We start from the raw sequence: 17,671 nt of genomic DNA, 5'->3' as shown, positions 1-17,671 counted from the left end.
CCTAGGTTCGGAGTTTCATAATAACCATGTAACGAACAGTAAATTTAATAATGATCAATTGATTAGTCTTAGAGGAAATAGGAGCAATGGAAGGTGTATTAATTTGTTTAACTCTTCTTTTTTTAATGGTGATCTCTGGTGTGATTACACGGTTTGTTTCTTTTCTACCAGCTCCATTAATCCAAATTACTATAGGGACCATTCTGGCAGTTTTATTTCCTACCTTTGATGTAGGATTTAATCCTGAACTTTTTATGTTGTTGTTCATTCCACCTTTATTATTTAATGACAGTTGGCATTTCCCTAAACGTGAGTTTTTGCTCTATACCAGACCCATTATTATGCTCTCGATTGGGTTGGTTTTTTTTACGGTCGCAGGGATTGGTTATTTAGTTCATTGGTTAGTTCCAATCATTCCTTTACCGGCAGCGTTTGCATTAGCGGCAGCGCTTTCTCCAACAGATGCGATATCCCTTAGATCTATGACTGTTGGAACTCGAGTGCCTGAGCGGATTATGCATATTTTGCAAGGAGAAGCGCTTTTAAATGATGCCTCAGGTCTGGTTTCATTTAAATTAGCGGTTGCTGCAATGGTTACGGGCGTATTTTCGCTCACAGGTGCCGTATGGAGTTTATTATTTATAAGTCTGGGAGGAATTGCTGTTGGCTTTATTCTTACCTATGTTTTTATCTCGCTTTTAGGAAAGTTAACCAAGCATAGCGCTCATGAGACAACTACTGAAAATCTATTGTTACTACTTTTACCATTCACTGTATATCTTGTTGCTGAAAAACTAGGTTTTTCCGGGGTATTAGCTACAGTTGCTGCGGGTTTTACCGTAGATCGAGCCGGGTTTTTAGACAGAACAATGGCCAAAATGCGTATCGAAGGGCATTTTGTCTGGGGGGTACTCGATCTCACTTTAAATGGAATTATCTTTATTCTTTTAGGATTGTATTTGCCTCATTCGATCAAATTTCTTGCCACTACGGGATATAGTTTATCTGAATATGCACGAATTGTTGTGCTTATCACGGTGACTCTAATTTTATTACGCACATTATGGATTTATTTAACATTGCCTTTTGAAGCATTAATATCCAGGCGCAAACGTAGTACCTGGCGTTTCCCTAACATAAAAATAATCAGCACATTCTCACTAGGCGGAGTACGAGGAGCAATTGCTCTGGCGGCGATCTTATCTTTACCTCATATGATTAATGGAGTGCCTTTTCCCGCGCGTAAGCTTTTAATTATCTTGGTTATTGGCGTTGTTCTTTGTTCTTTGTTAATTAGCAGTTTGCTCTTGCCTTTGATTACCCCTGGATTGAAAAACTTGATTCATAAGCATACTCAAGATGAGGAAAATGAAGCAGTGCTTGCATTAACTAAAGCCGCAGTGGAAGCAATCAAAACAAAAATGAAGAGTTTATGTGAAGAAATCAATGAACGGGATAAGGCTTTATGCCTCGAGGTTGGAGATAAGCTAATGGCGACTTTTAATCAATTTATCGCATCGACTCATGGTTCTGAACATGAAAAACTCGAAAGTATGTTAGCTTTAACGTTTGAGCGGCAACTAAGATATGCGGCCCTAGAAGGGGCTCATCTGGAATTGCGTACATTGAGAAAAGAAAGAAAAATTAACAATACGACAATGATGAAAATTATTTCTAGATTGGATTTAAGACAAATGACTTTGCATACGGAGCATCAAACGATTTCAGGTTCTTTAGAAAAAACAGGAAAAGAATAAAAATGTTCCAGAATAATGGCTCATTTTGATTAGAGTTAGATCAATTTCCTACGTACCGCGCATAAAGTGCGGTACGTAGGAGGTAAGCATAAGCGTAGTAGCAGGGCGTAATTTCAGTTGGATTGCTCAGGAATAAGCCGTGGCATAAATCCAAAAATGCTAATACAGAGCACGTTGAACCAATTTATCTTTTTTAAAGCGTATTTGATAATGAAAATACCTCGGTTTCTTCTTTCATTTCTTTTTTATTTCTATGTTGATTGAGCTGGAACAAACAGAGGGAAGCAAGTGTAGGAACTTTATCATGTGCTCGAAGTAGCGTGCTTCTATAGATTTCAGTTTCTTTGATTGATTTTACGGCTGTTTTGGGATTACTCTGTAGCCCCTCGAGTCGAAATCTTGCTGGGGTGTAGGCACCGTTTAATAGCATATGGCGTAAGACCCAGTTATATGAATTTAAATTAGGCATTACACCAAGTTTTTGAGCCAATGCGGTTGAAAATTTTATTTCCTCGCGGTCTTTAGGGGTATTTGCGATTTCTTCCTTCATTAAGTCAATTGACGGTAACTTCAAGCGACCACTAAACACACCACAAGCATATCTTGCTTGCAACTCAACAAGAGGAAATACTGCTCCACGTGCACCGGGATACATCCCTATATATGCGAGATTTTTCGTATCGAGTGGAAAAGTATCTTCATAAAGAGGCGAAGTTGGATTTAAGCGTAAGCTTTCAGGAAGAAATGATAAGTCTCTTTCATAACCAGTACAAAAGATAACAACATCAAATTCAATAGTGCGGCCATCTTTTAAAACAACACTGGAGTTTAAAAAATAGTCTATTTCGCCACGAATAGGTTTTAGTCTTCCGCTACGGACTTCTTTGAAATAATCATCGGCTACCACAAAACCAACAGGTGAAGAAGGGGACATATGCCATTCAGGAACCTCTTGTTGTTCCGAACAGTGTTGCAGCATAAATTGATATAGTTCTTCTTTGGACAAGGGAGTTTGGGCACTGTTATAGGTTTTTAATAAATCTCGGGGTAAAAAAGGACCATTATTTTTAGGATCTGAGGAGCGATATCTTTTGATTACCCAACGTTCTTTCCTTAATAAGTGTATGACATCGGTTACTTTTGCAATTTCTTCTGCAATGGATGTGCCACTTAATGAGCCTCCTACGATTAAAACACGTTTTTTTGCAAACTCTTTGGCAGATTTATATTTTGAACTATGAAGCATTTTGTCATTTAATTGTTCCAATCCCTTAAAATTAGGAACAGAAGGACTTGTAAATTTACTTGATGCAATAATAATTGAATCAAACGATTCTTCTTTAAGTGTGGTTTGGTTTTCTTGCCAACGAATCAGCCATTTTCCATCTTGCTCTAATACTTCAGTAACGCGACATCCAAAGCGAATGTAAGGAAAAAGGTCAAAATGTGTTGCATAGCTGGATAAATAATCATATACCTCTTGAGTTGTTGGGAAATCAGCAGCGTCTCGTGGCCAACTGAAATTAGAAAAAGCGCCCGTATGACGTGAAATATTTACTTTCATTCCTGGCCAAGCAGAACCTTTATCTTCAGGCTTACGAATATCTGGTCCCCATACACCACCAATTCGAAATGACATTTCAAAGAGGGTAGGAACTATCCCTTCTTCAAGTGCAGCTTCAGCGGAAGTAAGACCAGACGCACCAGCACCAATGATGGCTATTTTGGGCATAATGACAAATTCTCCATACGCATACTCGGTATTTTGGGTACTGAACCGAATACCTTTTTGCAGTATTTATATAAGAAATTGTGACGATAAGGAATAGCAAGCATTAAATAAAGGAGGGAGGTTACCTCATGAAAATATCTGGCTCCGTAGCAAGAATAAACAACCGAACGTAGTGACCTGAAGATCGTTCTTTCTATTTGTATTCTATTGATTTTTGCGTATCGAGAGCTACAAATTCTTGATTAGAAGCAGACTTAGTCCCGCTAAATATTCCCAGTTGGCTGCTTTTAACTTCTTCTGTCTTTGATTTTTGTAAAACAGATAAAGCCAACTGTAATTCTTTGGCTGCTTGCGCAAATACTTCCGGGCATTGAGCCAGCACTTTCTCCCAGGGTTTATCATTTAAGGAGACAAATAATTTTTGTTCTAAAAGTTCATCGCGTACAATTTGATACACAATATTAGCTAAATAATTTTTACCCAATGCATCACATACATGATGTGTTTCAAGAGTGTTTATGATTTGCTGCAGTTCATTTAATTTTGAACTAATTCCTGCATCGCGTTTAAAACTATTAAATAAAGATTGAGCATCTTCAATATCGAAAAAGCTATATTCTACCCCTAACTCATTGAAGTATGTTCCGTCTTTATAATAAGCAACAGGTTTTTCACCACGAACCCAAAATCCTAGTTTGGCACAGAGCTCAATGGCATTGTCTTCATGAGTAAATAACTCAAGTTTTTTTACTCTTTGTCCTGCCAAGATAACATTTAAAGCCTGTCTTAAGGCGAGGCTGCAAAGCTCTTTATCCTGATGATGAAGTTTTAGATTCTCAAGAAATGCAATATGTTGAATGACACTTTCATCTGGATAATAATCAAAATCAAGAATTAACTCATTTCCTAGTTTGACTTGGATCTTATCGTTTACAAGACGTACTTCCCATTGACCTGACATGTTCTTTAAAAGAGGAGGGAGTTCTGGTTCATATTGTCTAGACGAAGTGGATTCCGCTTTGTTAAGCAATACTGGGTCTATAATTTTGTAACTAAAACGTTCGATAAGGTAATAATGATCCTTTGGCGTTGGTCCAGTGCGCTGCAACCAATCTGGAAATACTGCTTCGGCGTGATAACCTATTGAATCAGAGAGATGAAATGCTTTATTGTTTCCTCCGCTTTGCGTAAAACGGATGCATTTAATCTTGGGATTTTGTTTTACAATTTCTTCGAATCCTTTCCAAAAAACTTTACCGTATCCTTTATTCAGGTATTGAGCATCAACTCCCATGGAGCAAAATTCGGCTACATGTTCATAGGGACCAGAAAGATATTTAATACGGCGCACACCTACAATCGTTTCTTTTTCATTGATCGAATCGACCATGACATAAATATCGCTTTGTTGATTGAGCCGATTAAAAGTTGCTTTAAAGGACTCTTTATCTTTTTTTGTAAAAGACATCCATTGGATAATATGATCTTGCATCCATATTTCCCAAACTCGCTCATAATCGCTTTCTTTAACTCGCCGAAGAAAAGGATATTTTATCTCAGAACGCTCTTGCATATAATGGGCCACCAAACAAACAGTAATGTCTATTATATTTGTTTTGTGATTAATTGTAAATCATATTGATTGAAATGTGATCAATTGATTTTTAGGGAGTGCTGAAATATTGTTGTTAACATTAGCAAGCATACTCAATGGCAGTTAAGCTTACTCTCCTTGAGCCTACGTCTCGCGAACACGTCGCGGGACGTAGGCAGAGAGGGAATATAGAAAAATATTCTTAGCTTAGTGCAATTTACGTTTAGAGATCATTGTCATTGCCATAACCAAGACCTATATTAAATCCTTGTTGGACCTCATATTTATCGCCAGGTGATTTATTGGTCATTCCTTGATACAAATCATCTCGCACACGACCTGATCGATGAAGTGATTCTATGCTCAAGGGCGCCCCTTTTTCGAGAGAACGAGGTAATTCAATACCTAATGTTTCTCGAGAAAAAGTTTGTAGCTTCTCAGCCAAACCACTTCCAGTTTCTTTGGAGAACATACCCGTGAGACCACCGCGCAGAATATGGCGGTATTCTTGCAACATGAGATCGATCATTTGTTCTACTTTTCTTTCTGGACTTTGATTGCTACTGTCAATCTCTTGTATTTTTTCAAGTAATCTATCCTTGCCGCCTCTGGTTGTTTCCGAGGTATTAATCGCTTGTTCTAATTTTGTTTTTACCTCATGCCACTCAGGGATTTTAGTAGAAGAATTATATACATCTTGGACGGTTTGTAAGGCTTGATATTCTAGACGTTTATTAAGAAATAGCTGATCATTTTGAATAAGGTTCATTTTTTGTTCATAATCTTTGGATAACTGCTGATACAAACTCAGTTTTTGTTGATACTCACTCAACTCATTCTGATATTCATCGTTCGATTTCTCTATATCACGATATTGTTCCGATTCAGGACGATTATCATCAATCCATATAGAAGATAGCCCTTCAAAAGGGATCCACTCTTTTGTAGTACGCGAAGGCTCATTTGGCAAAATGGGTTTTTCGGGTAACATATCTCTTAACTCATTGCCTAAACTCCAGATTTTTTGATTTAATGTACGCTCAAACTCAGTACCGCTATTTATTGAGATTCCACCCTGATTCTGCACATCGTACTGAGCCATTAACTGACTCAAACTTAGGGTATTTCCACCAAGCAAAATTTTCATTTTAACATCTCCTTGTCAATGTACGCTCCTTATATGTATAAATTATAGACAAGCTTGACGAGAGGATCTGTGAATTTTAGACCATTAAAAATGAGTAAATTATGAGGTGAGGCGTTATTGCTAATTTATAGCACGCAGGCACTAATATTAGCCATGCGTGCTGATAGAGGCGAGAGGATTTACTTACCACCGAAGCAGACATCGAGAGTGACTGCATTACTAGCAGGAAGCCAGTGTCCATAACCTTCTCCATGCCAGCGGCTGGTTTCTTCAAGCTTCGCGAGGACTATTTCTTTTGTGAGCTCGTTGCGTTTAACCCAATCAGTACAACGTTTTTTTACTTGCCTACGAATTTGATCGCGCATAAAAGCGTAACGACATGGGTTATAGGCTTCATTTAGGTTATCTGAAATATAAGGTTTCAATAAGTTATACTTATTGACGTGTTTGGAGAATTCCCATGTATCTCCATGCAAAACTAGGATTGGGGGAAGTGTTTGTTCTCCAATTTTTACGCTATTTGCAAGATTCATATAAAACTTCCATCCTGCATAATTTGCAGCTAAATCCGCATTGGAATACACCCCATTAATTAATGTACCTAAATAGGTCTGCTCTAGAATTTGACCGTATGTAACAATAGCGGCATGGGCTTGATCGGGTGTTTTTCCATGATCCAGGAAATAGTTATAAATTTTATAATAGGTATGGCCCATCATGAAAAAATGACCAAGTTTGTCTGTACCAAAATAATAACCATACATATTAATCGTTGGTGCAAGTCCAATGACAAATAAGGGAGATTGCGAAAAAACGAGCCAATAAACGGTTTTCCAAGGCCAGACTTCTTTATAGAGCATGGGATTGGAGTCTTTAGGTAAGCGACGCAACCAACGTGGAAAACCCGGACCGGTATTTTTATATATTAAATCAGCGATGTAGCTTGCTTTACGACGCGTCGCCAATTGTAATGCCGAGTGCCGACTCTTCTGTGCTCTTGGGAGAAGCATTTGAATTTCTGCATTAGTTTGTGCGATGGATTTTTCAAGAACTTCATAAAGTCTATAACTGGCCGCTGGGCCGATGTCTTGTAATTCACCAGGTGGTAGAGTAAATTGATCCGTTTCCTCTGCTTGAGTTTCCTGTATTCCATAAATACTAAATAATAAAATTAAAAAGAAGATCCTTGTAAAAGCCATATTCCTTTTTCCTATCCTAAATCGGTGAGTCATTAGAATACAAAATGTTTCCTACTGTCTAGAAAAATTATTAAGAAATGTAATTTAAATAGGGTGGTTTTACGTTCCAAGGGTATTTTATGCTGGATTTGGCATATAAAAATCAAGAAAGGCTCTAATCTTGGGTAGTTCAGATCCATAAGGCTGATAAAAAGTAAAAATCTCATATTGTTTAAATTTTATTTCAGGAAAAATATGGATAAGTGTTTTATCTTTAAGGGCTTGCTCAACGAGTCTGTCGCCAGTTAAAAAAAGTCCTAATCCATTTTTACACGCCTGGTTTAGCGCATTAAAGTCATCCATAAAGAGTATGGGTTTTGGGCAGGGTAGATAAGTTCCATTTTCTAGCGGAAGTTCTGTAGCCGGTTTTCTCAAGCTGTGGGAAATAAACGGAAAGGCCATCAAGTCGGATGCATGAACTGGCATCCCATATTGTTCAATTAAACGAGGTGCAGCACAAAGAATATTGTTGATGGGGTTCATCTTCCTGTATTTTAATTGGTCTGTAAACGGTGGAATTTCCGGAAAGCCAACCATCACATCAATATCTTTACGCGCCAAATCATTATCTTGTTCAGAGAATAAAAATTCGCACTCAATCAAGGGATATTGGGCCATAAAATCAGCAAGCCGGTCTAGAATTAATTCCCTGGCAAGAATATTCGAAACCAAAATGGTAATTTGGCCTTGAGGGAGCGTTTGTCTTGATTCAATAAATTGTTCAATAAGTTGTGTCTCTGCAAGTAGCTTCTGACATTTTTCCAGAAGAACGAAACCAAAAACGGTCAGTTGTACTTTACGCGTATCTCGAATAAAGAGTTTTTCACCAAGTTGATCCTCCAAGTTTTTAATTTGCTTACTCACTGCGGTTGCTGTAATACATAGTTCGGCTGCAGCGCGATTGTAACTTAGATACTCTGCTACTTTTATAAAGCATCTTAATTGAGAGAAATTCAGCATAATCAAATATTGGTTGTTTAATTATTCATTAATTATAAACTAATAGTTCATAATGCAAAAAATAATGTTGATTAATATCCACGTAATTGATGAGTACAATATAAATAAATAAAAGTACTGAGGTTTATTATGAACTATCAATATCATCATGTTGGAATACCCATCACGGAGCCGCGTGCAGGTGAGCGTTATAGTGCCATTATGGATATGTATACCTCAGGAGGAGAGTTACCAGGACGCATTCAATATCATCGATTTGGTCCTAATTGTCCTTTGCATAAGCTGATTCAAACCCAACCGCATATAGCCTATAAAGTGAGATGTATTGATGAAGCAATAAAGGGGAAACATGTTCTTTTAGAGCCCTATTTTCCATTAAAAAATTTTAAAGTAGCAATGATCGAAGACCATGGGGCGATCATCGAATTTATTGAAACAAGCCTGCCAGAAGAGGAAATATGGGATGAATCAAAGCACCAAGATTCCATGTTATATTCTCAAGGATAGCCGGACGTTTGTCCGGTTTGTCACAAAAAACTACAATCTCGTTTTGTTTTAATTGAGGTATATAAGGTTGATCACCCGCGGAGAATAAACTGCAAATAATGTGTAAATTCAGCACAGAAAATAACAAAGTGTGTATCAAGCTCAAATATAATATGAACTACCAAGATTAAAATAAAACTAAGATGTCCGAATCAATTAAATTTGTGGTAACTGGAGAAAGTGCGGGTATCGTTGAAGTGAAGATTGATGCTACTTCATCAGAATTGACTGCGACCATCATCTATAAGCCAAATCCTGAAACGCCAGTCCCCAAAGAAATGTTATTAGGTTATCGTGATGCATCAGGAAAAGGTCATATGCTTTCTATGACTAAAGAAAAAGAGGGAGAATGGAGGGCAAAACGTTCGGTTGCTCCAAATGAAAGCAGCGATTTTTTTATGCATCCAGATGTAAAGCCTGGGGAGTTGAATCAAAAGCCTAATATTATCAACAAAATTGCTTTATCCGATGGAAAAATTGTTACCTCGGTGTATGAAAATCGTGAATTATCCCAAGAAAATAAAGGAAATCTTCAAAAACGCATACTGAGCGCAACAGGTGTTTTAAGCGAGCCGATTGAGGAACCCTATCAATTAAAGTCCGGGGACCAAATGGTTGAAGTCTATTTTCCAGCTGGTTATAAGGCTTCCGGACCTAGTGAATACAATATTCAGGTGATGCTCGATGGGGATATGCATTTGCACCAGGATGCCTTTGGAAATCGCATGGGCACAAAAGAAGTTTTAGATAATTTAATTGCTGAAGGTAAAATAGAACCAGTTATTGCCGTATTCGTATCACCGACACCACCTATTATGGGAAAAGGGCAGTGGGCCTCTATGCCAAGGCTTAAAGAATATGGTTGTGATCTGCATACCGATGCGATGCTCGCTAAAATTCCAGGCGCATTAAGGCGAGCAGATATTCCCGTCACGAGTGATCCTCAAAAAATAGGTTTATGTGGGCAAAGTATGGGTGGGCTACAAGCCTTGTATACAGCGAAAATGCATCCGGATATCTATGGACACGTGATTGCTCAATCTCCAGCTGTTTGGTGGGGGCCCTCATTACTGCGATTAAAAGGTGAAGAAGTTGATGAGCCTGTGCGTTATGAAGAGGATCGAACCTGGCGTGCCCCTTTGGCTAATAAAAATGAGCAACAATATTTATTGCATATGCTCAAGAGTGGGTATGATGAATTGTCTAAGCAGAAAGTACCTCAGGGAGCGGTCAATGTTCATCTCCAGGCAGGAACTATGGAAACAGGCGACTGTGGTTTAGGTGATGAACCACTAACCCAAGCAACCCTGTCGCTTGCTCAAGAATTAAAGGTTCCATGCAAACTCCACAACGGAGGGCATGCAGCAGAGCCTTGGGCCACTGGATTTGCTGTGCTTTTGCCGCAAGTACATCCTAAGCTGACCCCATTAAAGCAGAGTTGGCTAGATTCCGCGCCAAAGACTGCATCGGGCGCGATTGATTTAACTAAAGCCGAACGCTTTGCCGAAGGTGGGACTCATGTACTTTATCGTTTTCCGGATGCCCCTTTTGTTATTAAGGTAATGAAGCAGAATCCCAACCCTAAGGAGCTTGAAGAGTTAGAGAAAAAATATGCTGTTTTATACGATTGTTTTGACCGAGATAATAAACAGCGGTGTATTCGGGAACACCATGTTACCCATCAGGTTTTACTCCCTGGGAAAGAACCGAAAAATGCTGCTCTATCAATGGTTCCATATGAAAAATGCTTCAAGTCTAAAGTGAAATTTGATTTTAAAATAGAACCTGCGGAACTTGATCCCTACTTAATGGAACACAATAAAGTGTTGTGCGAAAAGGTTAATAAAATACTTATCCATAGTGGCTCTTCTGCAGCAAGTTTTGATTTTAATGATTATGCGAAGGTTGATGAGCGAATCGGCGCCATAATACAACGGTTAGAGAGCGATCCTAAACTCCGGGACCTAATGATTGAGTTTCTAAATCATTATCGTGATTTCTATCAAAAGACGAATATTATTATGGATGCTATGGGGTTTGAAAATATTCTCTTCTTTAAAGATGAAAAGAATGAGTGGCAATTTAAAATAGGAAGTGTCATCAAGCACGATACTGGAAAATATACCAATGAATTGTTTCATGCACTAAATACTGAAAAAGCAGTAGATTTGAATTCTTTTGTTAATTTTACCCATGCCTATTTTTCGCCGGCGAACATTCGAGCAGTTAATGTCTGTGCGATGAGGCTTGGTTTAGAGCCTGTTATTAATGATGTGATGATTGATTCCAAAGATTTATTCAAAATATCGCAACGCTTATCTGTTGCAGAGCGCATGTTTGCCTATGCACGACATGGCGATTTTGGGCAAGTGAATAAAATGCTCGAGGCGAATAAGGATCTGCTTAGTTTTGATCTCAAAGATTTCTGGGCTTATTCTCTAATTGCTGATGAATACATAAAACATGGACAGCCACCCACAGCACTTAAAGCTTATTTAGATACCGTGAGTAAATTCCCCGTTATCTTGCCAGAAGGTAAGGAAGAGGCAAAACGAGTACTCGATGCAAAAACGGTCATTGTCGATCGAAAAAACATACATGATAAAAAAATAATGCTCCATAAAGAACTCACCATGTTCTCACCATCCGTTCTTTCAACTAAAACGATGACTCATAATTATAAAAAGGAACTGCAAGAAACAAAATCTGAAAACCCTTCTAATATGTCTATTTCATATAACTGATGTATCGATTTCTTTTGAGACTAAAAATTAATATGAGAATTGAGTTTCGAAAGAAGTGATGCAAATACTGCATTAACAATAGACAAATAATGTTGGCAATACTTTCCAAATGAATTAAGATGGTTCAATTTGACTTATATTTTGCTTGGGGTTATGTATGTTTGGTGAGTTATTTGAAAATTCAATAGGCTTAAGTATTCGATATTACTCCAACCAAGCTTATGAAGCTGTAGCGAATATTTTGCATCAAGCAGAGCAATTTGGAATTGGTCGCACCAGAGATTTTATTCGTGATCCGAAAAAGATGATCCATACGTTGACCTCTGAAGCACGAAGCAGCAAAGGAGGATACAGTGTTGCCAGTTTGGGATATTTGGGAGGACACTATGCAGTGATTACGCCAAAGTCTCAATCGCAGCTTGTTGAATTAATTAATCAATTTGATAAAGAACAGTCAAGTCGAAAAGGACATGCTTCGTTTAAGTTTTTTTCCGGTAATGATTTTTTTATTATTTCAGATATTGGACATGATGCACTGGCATCAAGAAAAAATCTATCTCGATTTCTTACCCCATCTCGACTTGCCAATCCTCTTAGCACAGAAATAGAAAAAAGCATAATTCCTGATGCGGATATTAAAATCCGTCATTCGGTGTGCGGTATTGTGCGTGCCGTTATGGTCGAAAATATGTTGGGTATCCAGCAATTACCAGAAGATACTTATAACATGATGGAGTCTTATAGAAACGATGTAAAACGTTGGGGCGCATTCCCTTTTCCTGAGTTGCTTAATTTTATGCCGAGCTTAAGAAAAAAACGGGATGCTTATCGCGCTTTTTCAAAGGGAATTTTAGAGCAAGAGTTCGACAAAGTTGTCTCAGAACTCCATTCAGAGGATCCTGGGAATGCTAATTTAATCGCTGCTTCTATAGTGAGTTTGTTTAAAGATGAAAACCCAGAGCTATCAGCGACTGAATATTCAGATGCTTTAAAATCTTTGCCTGTTCATGAGATTAGACGATATTTTGAAAATCCCGTAGTTCAATCGCTCCCGATGATCCTTAAAGCGGCAGATAATTTAACGGATGCAATTGTATTGTGCCTCGAGCAGATGGCGTCCGATCCCAGCCTACTTGAGATGCTTCGTGATGAAATTGATGGCGCTCATTTGACATTCGGAGAATTAGACATTAAAGCTCTGAAATCGCTACCCATATTGGATGCTTTTTATAAGGAGTCAGTGCGGTTTGATGCTCCTATTGCAGTGCCGCGATATACTCAAAACGGGTATTCATCGGAATCAATGAACATCCCTCCTAATACCATGATTATCTTTGATTTACATGCTTTAGCAAAAGGGGAGCAATATTGGACTCATCCTGATGAGTTTGATCCTAAACGTTTTTTGCAGCCTAAACAGCACCTTAAAGAAGGCATTGAATCAGATAACAAAAATAATCATACCCTCGGTCAATTTCCATTCGTTCCTTTTTCGGTAGGTCAACGCAATTGTCCAGCTTTTGCGGTTACAGAAGTGTTATTTAAAGCGGCTGTTGCGAAATTTGTTGCAGACTATGAACTCAGTTTTGTTAAAAATGAGGATAATGATTCAATATTGCATATTGCTTCAAGAGATAAGTCATTTAGCTTAACGCAATAAGATCAAAAATCGATAGGTTGCATTGAATGCAACCAACACTTTCTGAGTACGATGACGTTACTGAATTATATTTTTGGATTTGACAAGCAATTCGTCCAGGCTGTTTAGATTGTTGAGATGTTTTTGTACTGGCTCTGTTATCACAGTATATTGTTTTGTTCCTTCAAGAGATAATTGCTGTAAATCACCAAGAGTTAAGTATAAAGGACTATGAATCTCAGTAATCGAACAATAAATACTTGATTCAGAGGTTTTAGGATTTTTAACGGCTAATTGATATATATTGACAGCGGCTGACTCTTCATCTGTTTTCATTTTCTCTTGTGCAATCTTAGGTAGTTCGATAACTCCAAAATAAGTATCCTCTTTGGTTAATTCAAATCCATCGTCTTTAATCGTTTGACCAATAGTGCTCCCTTTGTAAATTTTCTTATGAGTATCTTGCAACCAGGGTGGAACGGGTAAAGAAAAATGAACAATGGCACAGGTTCGCATGACACCATTAGAATTGAGATTGGATATACGAACACTATCTTCTTGAAACATAAGTTCTACTCCATAGTTACCAAATATGAGTTTAATTCTTTGACTATTGAGTAAGCCCTGCATCTTCTCCAGCTCATCCGCTTTTCTACATGGCATTTGTTGGTTCACAGCGCCTAATTTAAAGAAGGTTTGGATTTTTGAGGTAGGATTAGTTAATTTTGCATACATCTTAAGCTCCTATTTGTAAGACCTCCAAGTTACCATGTTTTATACAAGGAGGGGATAATTTATCCCTATTGCCTATGTGTCGGCGTGTTTCCTACGTAGGCAGAAAAGATGAATTTGTTAATTCGTCCTATCTACGTTGTTTGAATTTTTCTTAATGCCTTGAGCAATCAGAGTCTAGGTCCTGGGACAGTTTGTTTCCTTTATAGATCCCGCCCCACGACTTGTTCGCGGGGTTATCCGCGGGATCCAGAGAGATGCTCCTTTGCACTGCATTAATTGATTAGGAAGAATGTAACTATTAAATCAACTATACATCGACGTTCGGATTTCATTGAACCGATCGTTATCATGCTCTTTCAATTTTTCAGCTGTTTGCAACTCCTCTTGCTCTTGTTCTTGTTGCGCTTTTAATTTCATTAGCTCAATCATGTTTTGGGTTTTTAATTCTTGTAAAATACCAGCCAACAAAAAATCGGTGGTGGTTTGTAGACTTATTTCTTGAACGGGTTGCTGTATTTCCTGTGTATTTTGTGTTTCTTGTATTTCTGATGAGGTGGGTATTGGTTTTTGATTAAAGAAAAGTGGCGCCTCCTGATTTGAGTAAGTTTTTTTTGCTTTACTATTTCCATTTGCTAGACGAGCATTTGTAGCTTTTCTACCCATGATGATCTCCTTTTCCTTATGAGTCTCCTCCAGATTAATCTAAATATTGACTCAAATGCAAATGTTTTCTTCAGAATTAACAAATTTTGAGTTTATATAGTTAATATTGCTCATCAAGCGCATATATAATCCGTTTTTTCTCTGTCTAATGAATAAAAAGGAACATTGATCCCTCGTGTTGTGCACCTTAATTGATAGTTTTGCGATTAATCATGCGATTCCTTCATTTTTAATACCCATGTTATGCCTATATTTTGTTCTCATTGTCTTTTATTTAATAATTCGTTAATCGCAATGAGATATAATGTTGCAAATTGTTTAATTTTATATCTTACGATCTTAGTCTTTTAAGCCGCAACATGAGAATTAAAAATTATGAAAGAACTCTTTGAGAAACCTTTTGCATCTGATGTAACTACTCCTGTAACGCATGCTGATATTTGTACTTGTACTATGTGTATGAAAAGCAAATTATCTACTGAGGTTACGAGCAAGCATTTACATAGCTTGCAAGCTACTATGGTGGATCGACGCAATCCTGATACACCTGGCAGCAAACCATTAATGAAAGCAGTAAAAGCCCATGCCATTCTCAAAGCAGGCACAGAAATAAACATGATGGAAGCAACTGGAATTGATGAATATGATATACCTAATGTAGGATGTGTGATTCAAATAGCTTCTCCTCAAGAATTAACTATTAAGGCAACATGGAAAAATAAAAATCAGGAATGCGCAGTAAGTGGTACGGATGCGAGTGTTTTTGGTAGTTTAGGAGTATTAGTTATTCCATCCGATGTTCAAGTAGTGAATATACCCAAAATGAATGCTCGTGCTGTACCCACAGCGTTTTTAGCTAAATACGGTGCCGAGTTAATTCCTTTAGATACATCATTTGTTTTGGATGCTGTGGATGAGCCGTCATTAGAAAACCTGTACTTGGTTGAATATCAATGGGATGCAGATTACATACCAGACTATGTAATGAAAAGAAAAGGTGGTGGTGGATTATTTGTAGAAACACATCCATTTCCTCATGTTTTTACACCGTTGTCCCCTGAGTGCAGTGGTGCATTGATACTTGGAGTAGAACGGCCTGATGGGGCATTTGATTTTGCTGCTTTTGAGATACCATTTGGATACACGATGAAAATTGGGAGTAATGTAATCCATGGCGACTCGTTTTTTGTCGGGCCTTACGCAATCGCATTAACTGAAACCGAATTAGCTGATTCTGTTATTTTGAAGCAAGATACTCCTCAGCGTGACCTACAACGAGTAGCTCAAATACCTACTAAAACGTTTAAAATAAATTTATTTGAGGATACGCAGGTACATAAAGGTGCTTTTGACAATCAGATAAACTTTTTTAAACAGTTACCTAAAGAAGTTTTAAGTGACGCTCGTCATTTATCAACAGAGTTTCAAGAGGCATTTGATCAACAATTTGAATTAGTACCTAAAATCGAGCCCCCATATTAAAAATAGATAAGTATAACGAATAATTAGGTGATGTTTAGTAAATGGAGTATCGGCCAAAAAGTACTCCATTTTTCTATCCTGTAGAAAAGAAGCAGGCCAAATGAATCGTTCAATCTTTGCAAAGTGAACAATAAAGTGTATTATTCAAAAAAGTTCCAAATTGAAAAAAATTTCCACTGAAATAGAAAATTTGTGACTAGCTCTATTATATTTATGAGGTAAATGGATATGTTTGGTAAAATCGGCCCTGCAAAAAAGAATACTTTTGAACAAGAAATAGCATCAGAGCAACGTCAAAAACTGAAAGAAAATTTAGAAAAACTTGCTGTTCCAAGGTGTGAACAAGATAAAATCATAGAAATGCGAAATAATTCATCTGATGAATACCGTAAGTCGCGTTGTTTTTGGTTCCTTGAAAATCATACTATTCCTGAGACGAAAACGAAGCTTAACCGGCATCACTTCGAGACATTTGAGCGATGTCAGCGTGATCTTAGTAAAGCGCTTGAACATGGGACAGAAGAACCACACTCAGAGGGTTTGAAGTTTAGATAGATTGTGGCAGTTTTATCGAAATTCAGCGGGGTCGGGTAACCAAAATACCCTGTTAGACGCATTAACCACAACATCTACAGAAGGGCTTCCTGCGGCCATATCAATGAGTTGTTCGGCCCATTTTGCATACGTGTCTGCGGATTGGAATTCGAATTTTTGCTCTGAATTCATCAGGGTTAATGCAATCATAGTACCAATCATTTCATAGATTATTGGTTTTTGATAATCATGCATGCATTTCTGAGCGATGGTAACGCGGTCTTTTTTTCCATCCATCAGTACCGGTTGAGCAATGTGTTTTAATACATTTTCTTCCATGGTTAGCCCTGTCAACGCTGCAATGCGTTGAATCAGTTCTTCTTGAGGATATACCAGTGACACAGCTACGTCACGATTAATACCAGGTTCGTAGAATAATGGCTGATGCTGAAGTATATTAGGGAATTCTTCGATATAAGGCACACACTGGGTTACTTCAAAGTAATCGTCAATCGATTTAAGCATTTGTTTGAAATCAAAACAAACTTCCGTATCCAGCTCGGCGTTTAAATCATTTAAATAACAAACAATTGCCAGCCCACCCATTATCCGAGCGCGCGCCTCAGGTGAGTTGGTATCCGCTTTGCTGATGGGGTAGGCGATGCTGAGCCAACGATTGGGAACTGCAGCCAATTCTTCTATTGGTGATCGGAGATTACGTCCATACATTTTTATGGTGTACTCTATAACCCGATCACATACCTCTTGACGTGGCTTTAAAATCATCATTTCCGTTGGCTTAGATACGTTTTGCTCCTTAATTTTGTCTTCATTCATTTTAGTTACTCATTTCAAATCAAATGTGTACTATTGCTCTAAATGATTTTGACACAAAGGCCC

Annotated in this window: 14 protein-coding genes; 6 read left to right on the top strand and 8 right to left on the bottom strand. The window is 37.9% G+C overall.

Annotation, left to right across the window (positions count from 1 at the left end; translation table 11 throughout):
- Positions 1 to 86 precede the first annotated feature (86 nt).
- On the top strand, positions 87 to 1,757 hold the full coding sequence (locus ACWTEW_RS15785; RefSeq protein ID WP_454782617.1) for a Na+/H+ antiporter: 1,671 nt from the start codon (positions 87 to 89) through the stop codon (positions 1,755 to 1,757).
- Positions 1,758 to 1,950: 193 nt separating this feature from the next.
- Here ACWTEW_RS15785 and ACWTEW_RS15780 read toward each other — a convergent pair whose 3' ends face one another.
- The 5 genes from ACWTEW_RS15780 to ACWTEW_RS15760 all read right to left on the bottom strand — a co-directional run bounded on the left by ACWTEW_RS15780 (position 1,951) and on the right by ACWTEW_RS15760 (position 8,428).
- The gene (locus ACWTEW_RS15780) at positions 1,951 to 3,489 is read right to left on the bottom strand and encodes a flavin-containing monooxygenase (protein WP_454782616.1); all 1,539 of its coding nucleotides are present in this window, start codon (positions 3,487 to 3,489) and stop codon (positions 1,951 to 1,953) included.
- Positions 3,490 to 3,682: 193 nt separating this feature from the next.
- Positions 3,683 to 5,062, bottom strand: a complete 1,380-nt coding sequence (locus ACWTEW_RS15775; protein WP_454782615.1) for a GNAT family N-acetyltransferase — start codon at positions 5,060 to 5,062, stop codon at positions 3,683 to 3,685.
- A gap of 244 nt (positions 5,063 to 5,306) precedes the next feature.
- Positions 5,307 to 6,230, bottom strand: coding sequence for a hypothetical protein (locus ACWTEW_RS15770; protein ID WP_454782614.1), 924 nt, complete (start codon positions 6,228 to 6,230; stop codon positions 5,307 to 5,309).
- 179 nt (positions 6,231 to 6,409) lie between these two features.
- On the bottom strand, positions 6,410 to 7,429 hold the full coding sequence (locus ACWTEW_RS15765; protein WP_454782613.1) for a hypothetical protein: 1,020 nt from the start codon (positions 7,427 to 7,429) through the stop codon (positions 6,410 to 6,412).
- Positions 7,430 to 7,546: 117 nt separating this feature from the next.
- Positions 7,547 to 8,428 (bottom strand): LysR family transcriptional regulator, encoded by an 882-nt coding sequence (locus ACWTEW_RS15760; protein WP_454782612.1) that lies wholly within the window; start codon positions 8,426 to 8,428, stop codon positions 7,547 to 7,549.
- 129 nt (positions 8,429 to 8,557) lie between these two features.
- On the opposite strand from ACWTEW_RS15760, the gene ACWTEW_RS15755 reads away from it, so the two are divergent.
- The 3 genes from ACWTEW_RS15755 to ACWTEW_RS15745 all read left to right on the top strand — a co-directional run bounded on the left by ACWTEW_RS15755 (position 8,558) and on the right by ACWTEW_RS15745 (position 13,378).
- Positions 8,558 to 8,935, top strand: coding sequence for a helicase (locus ACWTEW_RS15755; protein ID WP_454782611.1), 378 nt, complete (start codon positions 8,558 to 8,560; stop codon positions 8,933 to 8,935).
- Between the two features lie 182 nt (positions 8,936 to 9,117).
- The gene (locus tag ACWTEW_RS15750; protein ID WP_454782610.1) at positions 9,118 to 11,718 is read left to right on the top strand and encodes an alpha/beta hydrolase; all 2,601 of its coding nucleotides are present in this window, start codon (positions 9,118 to 9,120) and stop codon (positions 11,716 to 11,718) included.
- Between the two features lie 157 nt (positions 11,719 to 11,875).
- A complete protein-coding gene (locus ACWTEW_RS15745; protein WP_454782609.1) occupies positions 11,876 to 13,378 on the top strand; it encodes a cytochrome P450 in 1,503 nt (500 codons plus the stop codon).
- A 57-nt stretch (positions 13,379 to 13,435) separates the two neighbouring features.
- Here ACWTEW_RS15745 and ACWTEW_RS15740 read toward each other — a convergent pair whose 3' ends face one another.
- Both ACWTEW_RS15740 and ACWTEW_RS15735 read right to left on the bottom strand, forming a co-directional pair.
- A complete protein-coding gene (locus tag ACWTEW_RS15740; RefSeq protein WP_454782608.1) occupies positions 13,436 to 14,092 on the bottom strand; it encodes a hypothetical protein in 657 nt (218 codons plus the stop codon).
- A gap of 303 nt (positions 14,093 to 14,395) precedes the next feature.
- Positions 14,396 to 14,755, bottom strand: a complete 360-nt coding sequence (locus ACWTEW_RS15735) for a hypothetical protein (protein ID WP_454782607.1) — start codon at positions 14,753 to 14,755, stop codon at positions 14,396 to 14,398.
- A gap of 375 nt (positions 14,756 to 15,130) precedes the next feature.
- On the opposite strand from ACWTEW_RS15735, the gene ACWTEW_RS15730 reads away from it, so the two are divergent.
- Positions 15,131 to 16,237: a hypothetical protein gene (locus tag ACWTEW_RS15730; RefSeq protein ID WP_454782606.1), complete on the top strand. Its 1,107-nt coding sequence runs from the start codon at positions 15,131 to 15,133 to the stop codon at positions 16,235 to 16,237.
- Positions 16,238 to 16,465: 228 nt separating this feature from the next.
- Positions 16,466 to 16,792, top strand: a complete 327-nt coding sequence (locus tag ACWTEW_RS15725) for a hypothetical protein (protein WP_454782605.1) — start codon at positions 16,466 to 16,468, stop codon at positions 16,790 to 16,792.
- A 12-nt stretch (positions 16,793 to 16,804) separates the two neighbouring features.
- Here the strand turns inward: ACWTEW_RS15725 and ACWTEW_RS15720 are convergent, their stop codons facing one another.
- On the bottom strand, positions 16,805 to 17,608 hold the full coding sequence (locus tag ACWTEW_RS15720; RefSeq protein WP_454782604.1) for a hypothetical protein: 804 nt from the start codon (positions 17,606 to 17,608) through the stop codon (positions 16,805 to 16,807).
- Positions 17,609 to 17,671 lie beyond the last annotated feature (63 nt).

The organism is Legionella stuttgartensis (assembly GCF_977063405.2).
This window is presented reverse-complemented; position numbering and strand designations above follow the sequence as displayed.